Raw genomic sequence first — 14,839 nt, forward strand, 5'->3', positions numbered from 1 at the left:
AGCGCAGAGTAGCAATTACTGAATCGAGATGTTTTGTGCCTTGATCAGTGCCGTCCAGCGCTTTGCTTCTTCCTTGATGAAAGCAGAGAACTCTGCAGGCGTGCCGCCCACCACTTCTGCGCCCTGGGATTCCACAATCTTGCGGTACTCGGGGTCTTGCAGTGCATCGTTGACGGCTTTATTCAGTTTTTCCAGCACATCGGCTGGAATGCCTGCGGGAGCAATCACGCCAAACCAGTTGGAGGCGACCAGATCCACGCCTTGCTCTTTGAAGGTGGGAACATCAGGCATGGCCTTGACACGCTCTTCAGAGGTCACACCCAGAATGCGCAAACGTGGATTGTCGATTTGCATGTGCGGCAAGAACAAGCTGGCCAATTCCAGGTAGAAGGAGATATTGCCGGCCAGCAGATCGTTGGATGCCGGTGCGCCACCGCGGTAAGGAACGTGTACCGCGTCAAAACCCGACGTGGCTTTGAACTGCTCGGTCAGCAGGTGCGAGGCGCCGCCCGCTCCGGTCGAGGCATAGTCCAGTTTTTGTGGGTTCTTCTTGCCGTCGTTCACCAGGTCGGCCAACGACTGGTAGGGCGAGTTGCTGTTTACACCCAAAGCCATGGCGCCACGCTCAATCAGGGCGATGGGCTGCAGATCCTGTTCGGGATCAAAGGGCAGGTTGCTGCCGTACAGGGCTTTGTTCACGGACATTGGACCAAAGTTGCCCAGACCGATGGTGTACCCGTTGGGCTTGGCACGGGCAATCATGCTAGTGCCGATATTGCCGCTGGCGCCAGGCTTGTTCTCCACCACAATCGTCACGCCCAGACTATCGCTCATTTTCTGAGCCAGCATCCGCGAACGGGTGTCCGAGCTGCCGCCGGCCGCATAAGGCACAACAAAAGTAATGGCTTGCGAAGGGTAGGGGGCGTCGGCCAGTGCCGAGCCGGAACCCAGCAAAGTCAGTGTGAGTAGGCCGCCCAGCAATGAGGCACGATGCTTGAATACCGTCATGTTCATCTCCTGCAATGGGCCGAGATTCGCCGTGGCGTGCAGTATGGCCCTGTTTTTTTGATAGAAGTCAGAACGGATAGTAGAGAGAGCTTATTATGTTGTCTAATATTAAAAATAGTCATTATTAATCTTTTTAAAAACCTAATTGGTGGGCATATGCTGGACTCCAAATTAAGTGAAATGTTTTTGGTTCTGGCCGAAGAGTTGCACTTTGGTCGTGCGGCACAGCGTCTGTTCATGACCCAGCCTCCCTTGAGTCAGGCCATACGCAGGCTGGAGGAGCAGGTCGGGGCCACCTTGTTCATCCGCACGACGCGCACGGTGCAACTGACTGCGGCCGGCGCGGAGCTGCAGCGCCGCCTGCGCCTTATCGGCAATGAGATGGAGCAGACTTTGCAAGCGGTGCAGCAGGTTCACCGCGGGGAAACCGGTATGTTGCGTATCGCCCTGACGCCCAGCAGTGCCTATGCGGGCGTATCACGGCATTTGTACCGGTTTCGTCAGGACTTCCCGCAGGTGGATATGCAGGTTTACGAGATGAACTCCAGTGACATGCCTGCCGCCTTGTATGAGCGCCGGGTGGATGTGGCGTTGATCCGCCCCTCTTTTGCGGTGCCCGATCTGAATCCGCAATTGGTGGAGTCCGAACCCATGATGTTCGTGCTCAGACGCGATGATCCCCGTGCGCAGGAACATAGCCAGGGGCTGACGCTACATCAGGCGTTTTCTTACGAAATGGTGGCCTATTCACGTCAGCAATCGCGCTACTTCCATCTGCTTCAACAACGTTTGCTGCAGCGTTCGGGCTGCCTGCCGCGCTTTGTCCAGGAGAGCATGGTGCCCACGGTGTTGATTATGGTGGAGGCGGGGATCGCACCGGCTATCGTGCCGGCCTCCCTGGCTCGGCTGCGCACGGATACGCTGGTGTATCTGCCCTTGCTCGATGCTGCCGATATTGCGGCCGAGCTGATGAGCGCCTACATTTCCGACAATACCAATCCCGCGCTCCAGAATTTTCTTGCGGTGCTGGAACAGGATCGTTCAGTCTGACTGGCGGGCAGCCAGCCATTGGCGCATGGATTGACCGGTGCGCTGTCGAAACAGGCGTGACAGGGCCGAGGGATTGGCGTAGCCCAGATCCAGTGCGATGCGTTTGGCGGACTGGCCCTGGGTCAAGCGCTGGCAGGCCAGCGACAGACGCCATTGGGCCAGATAGTCGGCCGGCGTGTCACCCACCCACTGCTTGAACTGGACGGCAAACGCGCTGCGCGAGAGCTTGGCTTGTTCAGCCAGCGATTGCACAGTCCAGTCTCGTCCCGGGTCGGCCTGGATGGCCAGCAAGGCGCGGGCGACGGGAGGATGGGACAGCCCCCGGAACAGGCCCACGGGAATATCGCAGCGGTCGGGATGGTCAAACAACCAGCGCAGCAGTTGCAAGAGCACGATTTCAAACAGACGATCGGCCAGCAAACGATGGCCGCAACGTACTGATTCTGTTTCTGCAAATAACAGGCTCAATGCTTGCTCCAGACCTGCCGCCTCCTCCAGGGGAACAATGATCAGGTCCGGCAGCGACCGGGCCAGCGGGTGATGTTCACCACCGTCAAAATCCAGGGTGGCGCAGGTAAAGTCCGAGCCCTCCTCGGGCATATCGTAGAAAGTATGGTCCAGCGGACGTGGATAGAACAGCAGGCTGGGACGATCAATCGTCAGGATTTCCGGCACTGGATCGCGCGGATCGTGACGCACCCCCAGCTGACCCCGTCTGAGGATGTGCAAAAAGGCCCGCCCGGGCTGAGCCGCAAAGCGGGTCATGCCGCATAAGGAGCCGTTGTAAAACAAATGGGCCCGGACACGGAATTGTTCCAGCAAAAGAGAGAGGCGATCCAGATTCATGAAATCATCCCTTTCTGGATGAAAAGATAAGTTGTCGGGACTAATCTTATCCAATGATCTTGATTCTGGCGAGACACTATCCCTGTCAGATTCATTTTGGCCCTCAGGGCCTACTTCACCAGGAGATCACCATGTCCCGTCTTACGTTGCCTGATGTTGCTCAAGCTCCCGCCGCCAGCCAACCTGCTTTGCAGGAAATTCAAAAGGCTTTTGGCGGCAATGTGCCTGCCATGTTCCGAATGGTGTCCAACTCGCCCGCCGCTTTGCGCAGCATGTGGGGGTCTTTCGGTGCTTTTGCGGGTGGCAAGCTGGGTGCAAAACTGGGCGAGCAACTGGCAGTGGCTATTGCTGACCGCAATCGTTGCGAGTATTGCCTGGCTGCCCACAATGTGCTCGGTGCCAATGCTGGTTTGAGCTCGGAGACTCTGGCCCAGGCCCAACGTGGTCAGTCTGATGATCCACGCACGGCGGCCGCCCTGAAGTTTGTGCTCAAGCTGGTCGATCAGCGGGGTCAAGTGTCGGCGGCGGATGTGCAAGCCGTGCGCGACGCAGGTTTTTCCGAGGGTGAGGTGGTGGAGCTGGTCGGTGTCACGGCCTTGAATCTGTTCACCAATTACATCAACAATGCGCTGGATGTTCCGGTCGATTTCAACGCGGTTGAGCTGACGGCTTAAACAAGGTTTGATGACCCGCTTGCTGGAGAGGCAGGCGGGTTTTACTGCGTCGGTACGGCCGGCGCTAGTTGCCGGACAACGGGCCGGCGTTAATTTCGCTCAGTGCCGGATTTACATCAAAAAAGCGGGCGTCGATGCCGGTGATACCAACGCTGTTGAGCCGCTTGCTGTGCATGTCCAGATAGGCCTGTGCGCTTGCCTTGTCACTGAACAAATACACCCCGCCAGCCTTGGACTGCTCCTGATTTTCCGTCCAGAGTTTCCAGATCAATCCCGGTTCCTGCGAAATGGATTGCGCCAGTTCTTTCATGGCGATGGCCATGTCCTCGCCCCAGGGGCCGGAGTAGGGAAAATCAACATACAGCAAGGTGCTCATGGTCGGCTCCAAATCAAAATACGTGACGATCATCATACCCTGATGATGAAATGCTCCCGTATTGTCTTTTATTTGTCATGGGACGTTGAAAGCGGTGTGATTGGCTGGCCTCGCCCCTGAAGGGGGCGTATAGTTTTTGTTTTGCGATTTGCCGGTGGAAGCCCTCATGTCCTGGACCGCTGTGTTGTTGGTGGTGTGTGCTGCGTTCATTCATGCGGGCTGGAATCTGCTCTCCAAACGAGCGGCGATGGCAGGAGCCCATTTTGTATTTGCGTACTCCTTTTTTGCCATCCTGTTTTATTTTCCCATCATGTTGTGGGTGGTGTTTACCGAAGGCAATATGCCTTGGACCACCGAGACCGTGACTTGTCTGGTGTTAAGCGCGTTGCTGCATATGGGCTATAGCCTGAGTCTGCAAAAAGGCTACCAGGTGGCGGACTTGTCGGTGGTCTATCCGATTGCACGCGGCACCGGTCCCATGCTCTCTTCCGTGGGCGCCTTCATTCTGCTCGGTGAGCCGGTACGGCCTGTGGGGGTGCTTGGTATCTTGCTGGTGGTGATGGGAATCTTGCTGATTGCCACGCAAGGTCATTTGCGGCGTTTCTTCAACCCCGCTGCGCTAACCGGCGTGCGCTGGGGCATGCAGACGGGGATTTTAATTGCGGCCTATACCGTGGTGGATGCCTACGGCGTCAAAGTATTACTGATCTCGCCGTTCTTGTTGGACTGGTTCAGCAATGTGCTACGTCTGGGCATGCTGGCCCCCTTCATTGCCAAGCGTGGACGGGAAGGCTTTATCAAACTGAAGCCTTATTGGAAGCTGGCGGCAGCCGTGGGCCTGCTCTCGCCCCTGTCTTACATACTGGTTTTGCAGGCGCTGCGCCTGGGAGCCCCCCTGTCCATGGTGGCACCAGCTCGGGAAATGTCCATGATGGCGGGCACGCTGCTGGGCATGGTGGTCCTGCGCGAGAAAGCCAATGCCTGGAGTTTGCTGGGCTGTGCCGTCATGATCGCCGGGGTGATCGCCCTGACTGCCGGACCGTCTGCCTGATTGCTCTCTTGAAATATGCGGGGCCGACCCTATCTGTCTGCAATAGGGCGCGCACCTGCGCGTGGCCATCAACCCATTTTTTGCTTTTTCACCATGAGCCAGACTGACACTGCGAATACGTCCGAAACCTTGGGTTTTCAGGCTGAAGTCAAACAATTACTGCATTTGATGATTCACTCCTTGTACAGCAACAAGGAGATTTTCCTGCGTGAGCTGGTATCCAATGCGTCGGATGCCTGTGACAAACTGCGCTTTGAGGCCATCGACAATCCTGCCTTGCTTGAGGGCGACCCGGAACTGCGCATTCGTGTGGACTTTGACAAGGAAGCACGCACGATCACTATTTCCGACAATGGCATTGGCATGTCGCGTGATGAAGCCATTGCCAACCTGGGCACGATCGCCCGGTCCGGCACCAAGGAGTTCTTCTCTCAGCTGACAGGCGACAAGCAAAAAGACACCCAACTGATTGGTCAGTTCGGGGTGGGCTTTTATTCCTCGTTTATCGTCGCCGATAAAGTGTCGGTACTGACACGTCGTGCCGGCGAGGACCAGGAAGCCGTCTTGTGGGAGTCCACCGGCGAGGGCGAATTTACCATCGCGTCTGCCGAGAAAGCCGAGCGCGGCACCAGCATCACCTTGCATCTGCGCGAAGGCGAGGATGAGTTCCTGGATGGCTGGCGTTTGCGCAATGTGCTGCGCCGCTACTCGGATCACATTTCTTTGCCGGTACAAATGCGCAAAGAGGACTGGGACGAAGACAAGCAGCAGCAGGTCAAACAAGATGAATGGGAAAGCGTGAACCAGGCCAGTGCCTTGTGGACGCGCTCCAAGTCGGAAATTAGCGACGAGCAGTACCAGGAATTCTACAAACACATCGCTCACGATTACGAGAACCCCTTGGCCTGGACACACAACCGGGTGGAAGGTCGCAGCGAATACACCCAACTGTTGTATGTGCCCAAGCAGGCTCCTTTTGATCTGTGGGATCGTGACGCTCGCCGCGGCGTGAAGCTGTACGTCAAACGCGTGTTCATCATGGACGACGCTGAGCAGTTGTTGCCGGCCTATCTGCGGTTTGTGCGTGGCGTGATCGACTCGGCGGATCTGCCCTTGAACGTCTCGCGCGAAATTTTGCAGGAAAGCCGCGACGTACGCGCCATCCGCGAAGGCAGCGCCAAGCGCATCCTGTCCTTGCTGGAAGATCTGGCGGAGAACCAGCCCGAGCAATATGCTGAGTTCTGGAATCAGTTCGGTCAGGTGCTCAAAGAGGGCACGGGCGAAGATATGGGCAACCAGGCCCGGATTGCGGCCTTGCTGCGCTTTGCGTCCACGCATCAGGAGGGCTCGGCCCAGACGGTGTCCTTGAACGACTATATCGGTCGCATGAAGGAAGGCCAGGACAAGATTTACTATGTGACGGCAGATACCTTCGCCGCCGCCTCCAACAGCCCGCATCTGGAAGTGTTCCGCAAGAAAGGGATCGAGGTGCTGCTGATGTCTGATCGCGTGGACGAGTGGATGTTGTCTTATCTGCGCGAATTTGAAGGCAAGCAACTGGTTTCCGTGGCCAAAGGGGGGCTGGACCTGGACTCGCTGGCTGACGAAGAGGAAAAGAAACATCAGGCTGAAGTCGCCGAGACCTTCAAGCCTTTGGTGGAGCGTCTGAAAACCACGTTGGGCGACAAGGTCAAAGAGGTGCGTATTACGGCCCGTCTGGTCGACTCCCCGGCCTGCGTGGTGGTGGACGCCAACGAACTGAGTCCGCACCTGCTGCGCATGTTGCAGGCGGCGGGGCAGGAAGCGCCGGAGGTCAAGCCGATTCTGGAAATCAATCCAGAGCATGCTTTGATTGCCAAGGTGCAAGCCGCTGACGATGAAGCCTTTGGGGAGTGGGCGCAACTGCTGCTGGAACAAGCCATGCTGGCTGAAGGTGCCGCATTGCAAGATCCCGCCAGTTTCGTAAAACGGGTGAATCGTTTGTTGTTGAATCTGTAACCTTGTATGGACTGTGCGTAAAGCGCAGTCCGGGACTTCTTGGAAAAGCCCTGATCCTCTGTACGAGGATCAGGGCTTTTTTGTGTTTGTCAGTCGGCTAACGCGGCGCAAAAGCCCAGAATCCTCATCAGGAAGCGATAGGTATTAAGCGATTTTTCACTTTTTGTCTATCTTAATGAGAATTGATCTCAGTACGATGCGGGTACGCCACACTCTGGTACTGATCCTGCTTTTTTTCAGCAGAATTTAAGGAAAAGGCCTGTTTTGGATGGACTTAGTAATAAGAATGATTAATATTACGTTTCCTTTATTAAAAGAACTTATCAAGCAGTGAGAAGCCGCCGACGCAAGCGATTGGCCTGGCTCCCTTAATCCTGTCTTGAAAAAGTGATACCTACCATTTGGAGCTGGTATGTTGTTTGTTTCTTCCGTACCGCCTCGCCGCTTTGCCGAGACGGTTTTGTCTGCTGCCTTGTTTGCTGCCCTGACCGCGCCTGCGATGGCGCAAACCGCTGATCCGGGTGTGACCGAGTTGCAGTCGATTAAAGTGCAGGGTTCGGCAGACGCCAATGGCATAGATGGCTTTCAGGCCCACAAAGCGCAGTCGGTCAAATTCTCTGAGAGCTTGTTGAACACACCGCGTTCCATCACCGTGATTCCAGAGGAGGTGATCCGGGACCGTGGCGCGACCTCGCTGCAAGATGTGCTGCGCACGACCCCTGGCATTACGCTGGGATCGGGTGAAGGCGGCACGCCCGTGGGGGACCGTCCTTTTATCCGTGGTTATGAAGCCAGTACCGATATTTTTATCGATGGTGTGCGCGATTACTCTCGTGGCTCGCATGAGACCTTCAATCTGGAATCGGTTGAGGTTCTGAAAGGCCCCAGCTCGGCCTATACCGGCCGTGGCGGCACGGGCGGCAGCTTGAACCTGGTGACCAAGTCGCCCAAGCTCAAGGACTTTTTCCAGGTGGAAGCGGGTTACGGCACGTCGGACCAGTATCGTCTGACTGCCGACGGCAACTATGTGTTTTCGGATACGGGGGCAATTCGCTTGAACCTGATGCGTATGGGCGGCGATGTCCCGGGTCGCGATGGGGTAAAAATCGACCGGTGGGGAATCGCTCCTTCGATTGCCTTTGGCTTGGGCACGCCCACGCGTGTTACGTTGTCCTACTCCCGGCTTGAAAACAAGGATATGCCCGATCTGGGCTTCCCCTTCAAGAATGCCGCCAACCCGGGCCGTGTCACGCCTTTGGAAGCGGATCGTGACAATTTCTACGGTCGTCACAATGTAGATTTCCGCAAATACATTGCCGATACCGCCTCAGCCAATATTGAGCATGATCTCAATGATCGTTTCACGGTGCGTAACGTTACCCGTTACAGCAAGACGCTGAACCATTACCTGATGACCCGTCCGTCCTTTGACAATTGCGTGGCAGGGGCGGGTGGTGCTTGCGCGTCGGAGGGACCTGGTCTGCAGTTTCGTCGCGATGACCGGACGAATTACCGGGTGGCTGAGTCCTTGCTGAACCAGACTGATGTGTATGGCAGCTTCAATACCGGTTCGATCAAGCACGATATTGTGGCGGGTGTGGAGATCAGCAAAGAGGAAATTCACAACAAAGCCATGACGGGCGGGCCAGGCCGTGACACGGACTCGTTCTACAACCCCGACCCCAATCGTCAGTACAACTATTCCTTGCAGTACGGTCCCAAGACCAAGACAGGCGACATCAATACCCGTTCCGCGTATCTCTTTGACACTTTGACATTGAACGAGCAATGGATGGTGAATGGCGGCCTGCGCTTTGATCGCTTTGAGGCCGACAATACCAAGGACTCCCGCACCGACGATATGTGGAACTATCAGCTGGGCGTAGTCTATAAGCCCGCTCAGAACGGTTCCATCTACTTGAGTTACGGTACGTCCTCCAACCCGACAGGCGAAAATCTGGGGCAGGCTGGGGGAGCAGATGGCCCGGCAGGCGGCGCGGCCATCCGTGATCTGAAGCCCGAGCGCAGTTACAGCTGGGAGCTGGGTACCAAGTGGGATGTGGCCGACGAAAAATTGTCGCTGACCGCCGCCGTATTCCAGACCGACAAGAAAGATGCCCGTTCTACCGACCCGCTGACCGGTGATGTGTCGTTAAGCGGCAGCAATCGTGTGCGGGGCCTGGAGCTGGGTGCGGCTGGCGCGATCACGCCGAACTGGAATCTGTGGGCAGGCTATACCTACCTGGACCCCAAGATCAAGAAGTACCGCAATGGCAGCAACGTCTTTGACGGCAATCAGATGAAATTCATCGCCACACAAAGCTTCAATATCTGGACGACTTACAAAGTGATGCCCGAGCTGACCTTGGGTGCAGGCGCCACCTTTGTGGGCAAGCGGTTTGTGGATGATGCCAATCAGCTGAAGCTGCCGTCGTACTGGCGTTACGATGCGATGGCGCGCTACGAGCTGAACAAGAACGTGTCCTTCCAGTTCAACGTCAACAACATCAGCAATGTACGCATGTATGATGCTTCCCACGTGGGGATTTTTGCCAACGTGGGCCCCGGCCGCTCTTACATGTTCAATGCGTCTTACCGTTTCGAGTAAATTGCCTCGGGTAGGCTGATGGCAGATGGGCCGCCCGCGGGGGCGGCTCATCTGCTTTTTCCGCGTTCCGATGTGTGTCTTTGTTCTCGCAGGTCTCTCATGCTGATTACTATTCCCGACGTTCTCGATGCCGAGCAATTGCGCGATTGTCGCCAGGCCCTGGAGCAGGCGCAGTGGGAGGACGGACGCACGACGGCAGGCTATCTGGCCCAGCACAGCAAGCGCAATTTGCAGTTGCCTCTGGATGCGCCTCTTGCCCGTCAGATGGGCGAGTTTCTGATGCACGTACTGGGGCAGCACAGCGGCTTTATTGCCGCTGCCTTGCCACTGCGCATGCTGCCGCCACGCTTTAATCGTTACGAGGGTGGCGGGGAATATGGCAACCACATTGATAACGCGATTTTTACCGTTCCTGGCACGCCCCAGCGCTTGCGTACCGATGTGTCCACAACCTTGTTTTTCAGTGATCCCGACGAGTACGAGGGGGGCGAGCTGATCATCGAGGATGTGTACGGCACTCAATCCATCAAGCTGCCTGCAGGACATATGGTGGTGTATCCCGGTACCAGCTTGCATCGCGTAGAGCCGGTAACGAAAGGAACGCGCTATGCCTCCTTTTTCTGGACGCAAAGCATGGTGCGCCACGCGCATCAACGCAAATTGCTGTGGGAGCTGGATCAGAGCATTCAGCAACTGGCCAGGCAGAATGCGGATGCCCAGGAGCTGTCACGCCTGACGGGGATTTACCACAATTTGCTGCGTGAATGGAGCGATGTCTGATCGCCTGGAGCTTGATTGACCATGTCCCACGAACGACTGCCCCCACTCACTCACATCCCGGCCCAGATTAGCTGCCTGAGGGATTACGAATCCTATGCCCGTCAGCGTATGCGTGCGCAGGACTGGGCTTACTTCAGCACGGGGGCAGCCGATGAGCTTACCTTGCAAGACAATCTGGCCAGCTTCGGGCGTTGGGGCCTATGGCCTGCTGCTCTCAGCGAATTTGATCAGCCCTCGACCCGCTTGACGCTGCACGGGCAGTCCATGGATTACCCGATTCTTCTGGCTCCCGTGGCTTATCAGCGCCTGGCTCACCCTGACGGTGAATTGGCCAGTGTGTTGGGCGCGGGTGCGATGGGGGCGACTAGCGTAATCAGCATGCAGGCCAGTCATTCCTTTGAAGAGATCGCCGCACGGGCGCACGCCCCTTTGTGGGCCCAGTGGTACTGGCAAACGGATCGCGCCTTTACTGTGGATTTATTGAGGCGGCTCGAAGCGGCCGGTTATGCCGCGCTGATGTTGACGGTAGATGCTGCGGTCAATGGTGTGCGTAATCAGGAGCAACGTGCCGGCTTTAGCTTGCCTGAGGGGGTGGACGCCGTGAATCTGCGGGGGGCGCCCAAGCAACAGGTGGTTTTGGGTGCAGCAGGAACCAGTCCTTTGTTTGCTAGTGGTTTGTTGAATACGGCGCCGACCTGGGAGGATCTGGCCTGGTTGGTGCAGAACAGTCCTTTACCGGTATGGGTGAAGGGTGTGATGCGACCCCGAGACGCTCAGCGAGCCCTGGATAGGGGGGTCGCCGGAATTGTGGTGTCCAATCACGGAGGGCGAACGTTGGATGGTGCTCCCGCCTCTGTGGACGTCTTGGCACAGGTTTGTCAGGTCGTGCAGGGCAGGGTGCCGGTCTTGATGGATGGCGGTATTCGACGCGGAACCGATGTGCTCAAGGCATTGGCGCTGGGTGCAACAGCCGTGATGATTGGCCGTCCTTATATTTATGGTCTAGCCGCCGCAGGAGCGGCCGGCGTGGCGCATGTCCTGCATATTTTGCGGGCGGAACTGGAAGTGGCAATGGCTCTGACGGGTTGCAACACCTTGGCTGATATTGGCCCTGAACTGCTTTATCGATCCTGAGCGGGCACTGGTTGCGGCTTGGGTTCCAGCTCTTGCTCCGGCAAGCTTTCTTTGGGCCAGCCATGTTCCCGCTTCACCCTTTCCCAATCAAAGAATGGCCCCGGATCGGTCTTGCGCCCCGGGGCGATATGCTCGTGTCCACGTACTGCGGTCAAGTTATGGCGCATACGCAGGGCGCGGCTCAGACGGGACAGTTCCCGGTACTGCGCTTCTGTAAAAGGCTCGAAATCGCTGCCTTCCAGCTCGATGCCAATAGAGAAGTCATTGCAGCGCTCACGGTCTTCAAAGCGTGACACACCCGCATGCCAGGCACGGCGGGTAGTGGGCACAAACTGGATGATATGGCCCGTGCGCTGAATCAGAAAGTGCGCTGATACTTTCAGGTCCCGGATATTCTCGAACCAGGGATGAGCACTGATATCCAGCTGGTTCTGGAAGAAATCCCGAATATAGGGTCCGCCAAACTCCCCGGGGGGCAGGCTGATGTTGTGCAGCACCAGCAAGGTCGGGGTGTCGCCCTCGGGGCGCTCATCCTGATTGGGAGACAGGGCCCGTAGGACATTGGCATGAGGTTTGAGCCAGCCCTGGCGATCCAGGTCGTAGGCGTGGTGCATGCGAGCCATAGCTTCAATTGCGCGGGCCGCGCTTGGCGTGTTCCAGGCTGCACCAGGTGTGATGATTGCTCATCAGGGCTTCAGAACGCGGCAGGTAAATGCCACAGTGCGCACAACGAACCATCTCTTCGGCACCGCCTTTCTTGCGTGGGGGGCGCGTGGTCGGGTTGGGTGGAGTGCGCTTGCGGGCCTTGTTTTGTGACACGATGCGGGCAATGATCATGGCCCCCAGAATGACCACAACCCAGAATAAGACTTTACCCAATTTTCCCTCGTTGCAAGATGACGTCCAGTACAAAGTGGCTGCCTGTATAGGCGAGCAGCAGGAAGGCAAAGCCGGCCAAGGTCCAGCGCAAGGCTACCCGACCGCGCCATCCATACTGTTTTCGACCCCATAATAAGCCACCAAATGTAACCCAGGACAGCAAGGTAAAGACAGTTTTATGGTCCGCTGGCAGAAATTTACCATCTATGGCCATGGAGACAGCGGCTCCGCTCAAAATCGTGAGGGTCAGAATAAGGAAAGAGACGCGGATCAGACGAAACAGCAGCTCTTCCTGGACCAGCAGGGGCGGCATGGTGTCCAGCACCCGGCTGAACAGGCCGCGTTGCTCCTGATGAGCCACGGGGCGGTGTAGTTGACGGTCCAGCGCGGTCATCAGGACGGCATGCAAGGCAGCCACTGTGCTGAGACCATAAGCGACCAGGGCGATCATCAGGTGGATGCGCAACCATTCATTGCCCACATGGTTGACGATATGGCCCTGGGGAAAAGCCATGGCCAGCAGGCTGACGATTGTGGCTGCAGGCAGTAGAATGAGCAGCAGGCTGTCCAGACGCAGATACAGGCTTTGGAACCAGAACACCACCATACCCAGCCAGATTGCCGCCGATAGGGCCAATGCCCAGCTCAGATGCAGCCCCTGGGGCTGCACAATCGTCAGCAACAGGCCCGCTCCGTGCACAATGATGGCGCATAGCAAGGCTACCCGGCTGGGGGCGTTCAGTACGGTTCGGGTGCTGCCGCGAGTCAATGGACGCCAGAGCGAGATCGACAGCACGATGTACGCCAGTGCGGCGAGCAAGTGAAATACAATACTTGCAGACATAAGTCCCGGTTTTCCTGAAAAACGGTACGGGGCGTACCTCAAGTGGCCATTTTATTCTTATTCGTAGACCACACGATAACCTAGTTTAAGCGAACCCAGTCCTATGTTTGAAAATCTGACCCAGCGTATGTCACGTGTGGTGAAAACCATGCGCGGCCAGGCTCGTCTGACCGAATCCAATACTCAGGATATGTTGAGGGAAGTGCGTCTGGCGCTGCTGGAGGCGGACGTGGCCTTGCCGGTCGTGCGCGATTTTGTGGCACGGGTCAAGGAAAAGGCACTTGGTGTTGAAGTTGCCGACAGCCTCAATCCGGGGCAGGCGCTGGTAGGGGTTGTTCACCAGGAGCTGACCAACTTGATGGGGGCAGACCTGGGCGACAACGCCAGCGAGCTGTCCTTGGCTGCCCAGCCTCCTGCTGTGATTCTGATGGCGGGTTTGCAAGGGGCCGGTAAGACCACGACCACTGGTAAGCTGGCCAAATGGCTTAGCGAAGGCGGCCATATCCAGCATGGCCGCAAGACAGGCAAGAAAAAAGTGCTGGTGGTCAGTGCCGACGTCTACCGTCCTGCCGCTATCGAGCAGTTGAAAACCGTTGCCGCGCAGGTCGGTGTGGAGTTTCTGCCTTCCGATCCCAGCCAAAAGCCTGCAGACATTGCCCGTCATGCCTTGGATCATGCCAAACGTCATCACTTCGATGTGTTGATTGTCGACACGGCCGGTCGTCTGGGCATTGATGAAGAGATGATGCGCGAGATACGCGCGCTGTACGATTTGCTGAACCCGATCGAAACCTTGTTTGTGGTCGATGCCATGCAGGGCCAGGACGCGGTCAATGTTGCCAAGGCTTTCGCCGACGCTCTGCCCCTGACCGGTGTGGTCTTGACCAAGCTCGACGGTGATGCCCGAGGTGGTGCAGCCTTGTCGGTACGCCACGTCACCGGCAAACCGTTGAAGTTCGTGGGAGTATCGGAAAAACTGGACGGTCTGGAGCCTTTCCACCCCGAGCGCATGGCTCAGCGGGTGTTGGGGATGGGCGATATTGTCTCTCTGGTCGAGCAGGCTCAGCGCAACATCGACATTGCCGACGCGCAAAAGATTACCGACAAGATCAAGGCCGGCGACAAGTTCGACCTGAACGACTTTCGCGATCAGTTACAGCAAGTCAAAAAGCTGGGCGATATGGGCTCTTTGCTGGAAAAACTGCCTGCCCAGTTTTCTCAGGCGGCGTCCCAGCTGCAAGGCGGTCAGGCTGAGCAGCAATTGCGCCGTACTGAAGGCATCTTGAATTCCATGACTCCTGCCGAGCGTGCCAAGCCTGAGTTGCTGAAGGCGTCGCGCAAGCGTCGCATTGCGGCTGGTTCGGGCGTGTCGGTGCAAGAGGTCAACCGTCTGCTTAATCAGTTCGAGCAGATGCAGGGCATGATGAAACAGATGAAAAAGGGCGGCATGGCCAAAATGATGCGGGGCCTGGGCGGCATGGGAGCCTTGAAAGGTCTGGCCGGTAAAGGTTTCAAGGGTTTTCGCTAGGCAGCCGTTAAAGTCGGCGGGAGTGGCGTGATCCGCTTCTCCTGGAGGCTTGAGTCAATAAAA

General features: G+C 57.0%; 14 protein-coding genes. 8 read left to right on the plus strand and 6 right to left on the minus strand.

Annotated elements, in window-relative coordinates; translation table 11 throughout:
• Positions 1-15 precede the first annotated feature (15 nt).
• Complete coding sequence (locus RSQ48_RS02345) at positions 16-1,008, minus strand: Bug family tripartite tricarboxylate transporter substrate binding protein (protein WP_003803973.1); 993 nt, start codon at positions 1,006-1,008, stop codon at positions 16-18.
• 156 nt (positions 1,009-1,164) lie between these two features.
• Here RSQ48_RS02345 and RSQ48_RS02350 point away from each other — a divergent pair, with 156 nt between their 5' ends.
• Complete coding sequence (locus tag RSQ48_RS02350) at positions 1,165-2,058, plus strand: LysR substrate-binding domain-containing protein (RefSeq protein WP_003803971.1); 894 nt, start codon at positions 1,165-1,167, stop codon at positions 2,056-2,058.
• Here the strand turns inward: RSQ48_RS02350 and RSQ48_RS02355 are convergent.
• Positions 2,050-2,904 (minus strand): AraC family transcriptional regulator, encoded by an 855-nt coding sequence (locus RSQ48_RS02355; RefSeq protein ID WP_003803969.1) that lies wholly within the window; start codon positions 2,902-2,904, stop codon positions 2,050-2,052. The two genes, RSQ48_RS02350 and RSQ48_RS02355, sit on opposite strands and share 9 nt — an antisense overlap.
• Before the next feature lie 131 nt (positions 2,905-3,035).
• Between RSQ48_RS02355 and RSQ48_RS02360 the strand changes: the two genes are divergently transcribed.
• Positions 3,036-3,578: a carboxymuconolactone decarboxylase family protein gene (locus RSQ48_RS02360; protein WP_131071259.1), complete on the plus strand. Its 543-nt coding sequence runs from the start codon at positions 3,036-3,038 to the stop codon at positions 3,576-3,578.
• 64 nt (positions 3,579-3,642) lie between these two features.
• On the opposite strand, the gene RSQ48_RS02365 is transcribed toward RSQ48_RS02360, so the two are convergent.
• On the minus strand, positions 3,643-3,954 hold the full coding sequence (locus tag RSQ48_RS02365; protein WP_131071260.1) for a monooxygenase: 312 nt from the start codon (positions 3,952-3,954) through the stop codon (positions 3,643-3,645).
• Between the two features lie 166 nt (positions 3,955-4,120).
• Here RSQ48_RS02365 and RSQ48_RS02370 point away from each other — a divergent pair, with 166 nt between their 5' ends.
• The 5 genes from RSQ48_RS02370 to RSQ48_RS02390 all read left to right on the plus strand — a co-directional run bounded on the left by RSQ48_RS02370 (position 4,121) and on the right by RSQ48_RS02390 (position 11,525).
• Positions 4,121-5,005: an EamA family transporter gene (locus tag RSQ48_RS02370; RefSeq protein ID WP_003803963.1), complete on the plus strand. Its 885-nt coding sequence runs from the start codon at positions 4,121-4,123 to the stop codon at positions 5,003-5,005.
• Between the two features lie 93 nt (positions 5,006-5,098).
• The gene (gene htpG, locus RSQ48_RS02375; RefSeq protein ID WP_003803961.1) at positions 5,099-7,003 is read left to right on the plus strand and encodes a molecular chaperone HtpG; all 1,905 of its coding nucleotides are present in this window, start codon (positions 5,099-5,101) and stop codon (positions 7,001-7,003) included.
• A 412-nt stretch (positions 7,004-7,415) separates the two neighbouring features.
• Positions 7,416-9,611 carry a TonB-dependent receptor gene (locus tag RSQ48_RS02380; RefSeq protein ID WP_415302116.1) on the plus strand — a complete coding sequence of 732 codons (2,196 nt, stop codon included), beginning with the start codon at positions 7,416-7,418 and terminating at the stop codon, positions 9,609-9,611.
• Positions 9,612-9,710: 99 nt separating this feature from the next.
• Positions 9,711-10,391: a Fe2+-dependent dioxygenase gene (locus RSQ48_RS02385; protein ID WP_003803959.1), complete on the plus strand. Its 681-nt coding sequence runs from the start codon at positions 9,711-9,713 to the stop codon at positions 10,389-10,391.
• A gap of 21 nt (positions 10,392-10,412) precedes the next feature.
• Positions 10,413-11,525, plus strand: a complete 1,113-nt coding sequence (locus tag RSQ48_RS02390) for an alpha-hydroxy acid oxidase (protein WP_415302117.1) — start codon at positions 10,413-10,415, stop codon at positions 11,523-11,525.
• Here the strand turns inward: RSQ48_RS02390 and ampD are convergent.
• The 3 genes from ampD to RSQ48_RS02405 are packed head-to-tail and all read right to left on the minus strand — an operon-like array spanning position 11,513 to position 13,248.
• Positions 11,513-12,148 (minus strand): 1,6-anhydro-N-acetylmuramyl-L-alanine amidase AmpD, encoded by a 636-nt coding sequence (gene ampD / locus RSQ48_RS02395; RefSeq protein WP_003803957.1) that lies wholly within the window; start codon positions 12,146-12,148, stop codon positions 11,513-11,515. The two genes, RSQ48_RS02390 and ampD, sit on opposite strands and share 13 nt — an antisense overlap.
• A gap of 4 nt (positions 12,149-12,152) precedes the next feature.
• Positions 12,153-12,404, minus strand: a complete 252-nt coding sequence (locus RSQ48_RS02400) for a PP0621 family protein (protein ID WP_131071264.1) — start codon at positions 12,402-12,404, stop codon at positions 12,153-12,155.
• A complete protein-coding gene (locus tag RSQ48_RS02405; RefSeq protein ID WP_003803955.1) occupies positions 12,397-13,248 on the minus strand; it encodes an inner membrane protein YpjD in 852 nt (283 codons plus the stop codon). Before RSQ48_RS02405 ends, RSQ48_RS02400 begins: the two co-directional genes overlap by 8 nt.
• Before the next feature lie 103 nt (positions 13,249-13,351).
• Here RSQ48_RS02405 and ffh point away from each other — a divergent pair, with 103 nt between their 5' ends.
• On the plus strand, positions 13,352-14,776 hold the full coding sequence (gene ffh, locus RSQ48_RS02410; RefSeq protein ID WP_003803954.1) for a signal recognition particle protein: 1,425 nt from the start codon (positions 13,352-13,354) through the stop codon (positions 14,774-14,776).
• Positions 14,777-14,839: the final 63 nt, after the last annotated feature.

It is taken from the genome of Alcaligenes sp. SJTW-7, from assembly GCF_047716895.1.
In the GTDB taxonomy this organism is placed as follows: Bacteria; Pseudomonadota; Gammaproteobacteria; order Burkholderiales; family Burkholderiaceae_B; genus Alcaligenes; species Alcaligenes ammonioxydans.

What these genes read in the sequence shown, in the direction of transcription:
- RSQ48_RS02365 (WP_131071260.1), bottom strand. Translation starts at nt 3,954, where the DNA reads ATGAGCACCTTGCTGTATGTTGATTTTCCCTACTCCGGCCCCTGGGGC.
- htpG (WP_003803961.1), top strand. Translation starts at nt 5,099, where the DNA reads ATGAGCCAGACTGACACTGCGAATACGTCCGAAACCTTGGGTTTTCAG.
- ffh (WP_003803954.1), top strand. Translation starts at nt 13,352, where the DNA reads ATGTTTGAAAATCTGACCCAGCGTATGTCACGTGTGGTGAAAACCATG.
- RSQ48_RS02385 (WP_003803959.1), top strand. Translation starts at nt 9,711, where the DNA reads ATGCTGATTACTATTCCCGACGTTCTCGATGCCGAGCAATTGCGCGAT.
- RSQ48_RS02390 (WP_415302117.1), top strand. Translation starts at nt 10,413, where the DNA reads ATGTCCCACGAACGACTGCCCCCACTCACTCACATCCCGGCCCAGATT.
- RSQ48_RS02345 (WP_003803973.1), bottom strand. Translation starts at nt 1,008, where the DNA reads ATGACGGTATTCAAGCATCGTGCCTCATTGCTGGGCGGCCTACTCACA.
- RSQ48_RS02405 (WP_003803955.1), bottom strand. Translation starts at nt 13,248, where the DNA reads ATGTCTGCAAGTATTGTATTTCACTTGCTCGCCGCACTGGCGTACATC.
- ampD (WP_003803957.1), bottom strand. Translation starts at nt 12,148, where the DNA reads ATGGCTCGCATGCACCACGCCTACGACCTGGATCGCCAGGGCTGGCTC.
- RSQ48_RS02370 (WP_003803963.1), top strand. Translation starts at nt 4,121, where the DNA reads ATGTCCTGGACCGCTGTGTTGTTGGTGGTGTGTGCTGCGTTCATTCAT.
- RSQ48_RS02355 (WP_003803969.1), bottom strand. Translation starts at nt 2,904, where the DNA reads ATGAATCTGGATCGCCTCTCTCTTTTGCTGGAACAATTCCGTGTCCGG.
- RSQ48_RS02380 (WP_415302116.1), top strand. Translation starts at nt 7,416, where the DNA reads ATGTTGTTTGTTTCTTCCGTACCGCCTCGCCGCTTTGCCGAGACGGTT.
- RSQ48_RS02360 (WP_131071259.1), top strand. Translation starts at nt 3,036, where the DNA reads ATGTCCCGTCTTACGTTGCCTGATGTTGCTCAAGCTCCCGCCGCCAGC.
- RSQ48_RS02350 (WP_003803971.1), top strand. Translation starts at nt 1,165, where the DNA reads ATGCTGGACTCCAAATTAAGTGAAATGTTTTTGGTTCTGGCCGAAGAG.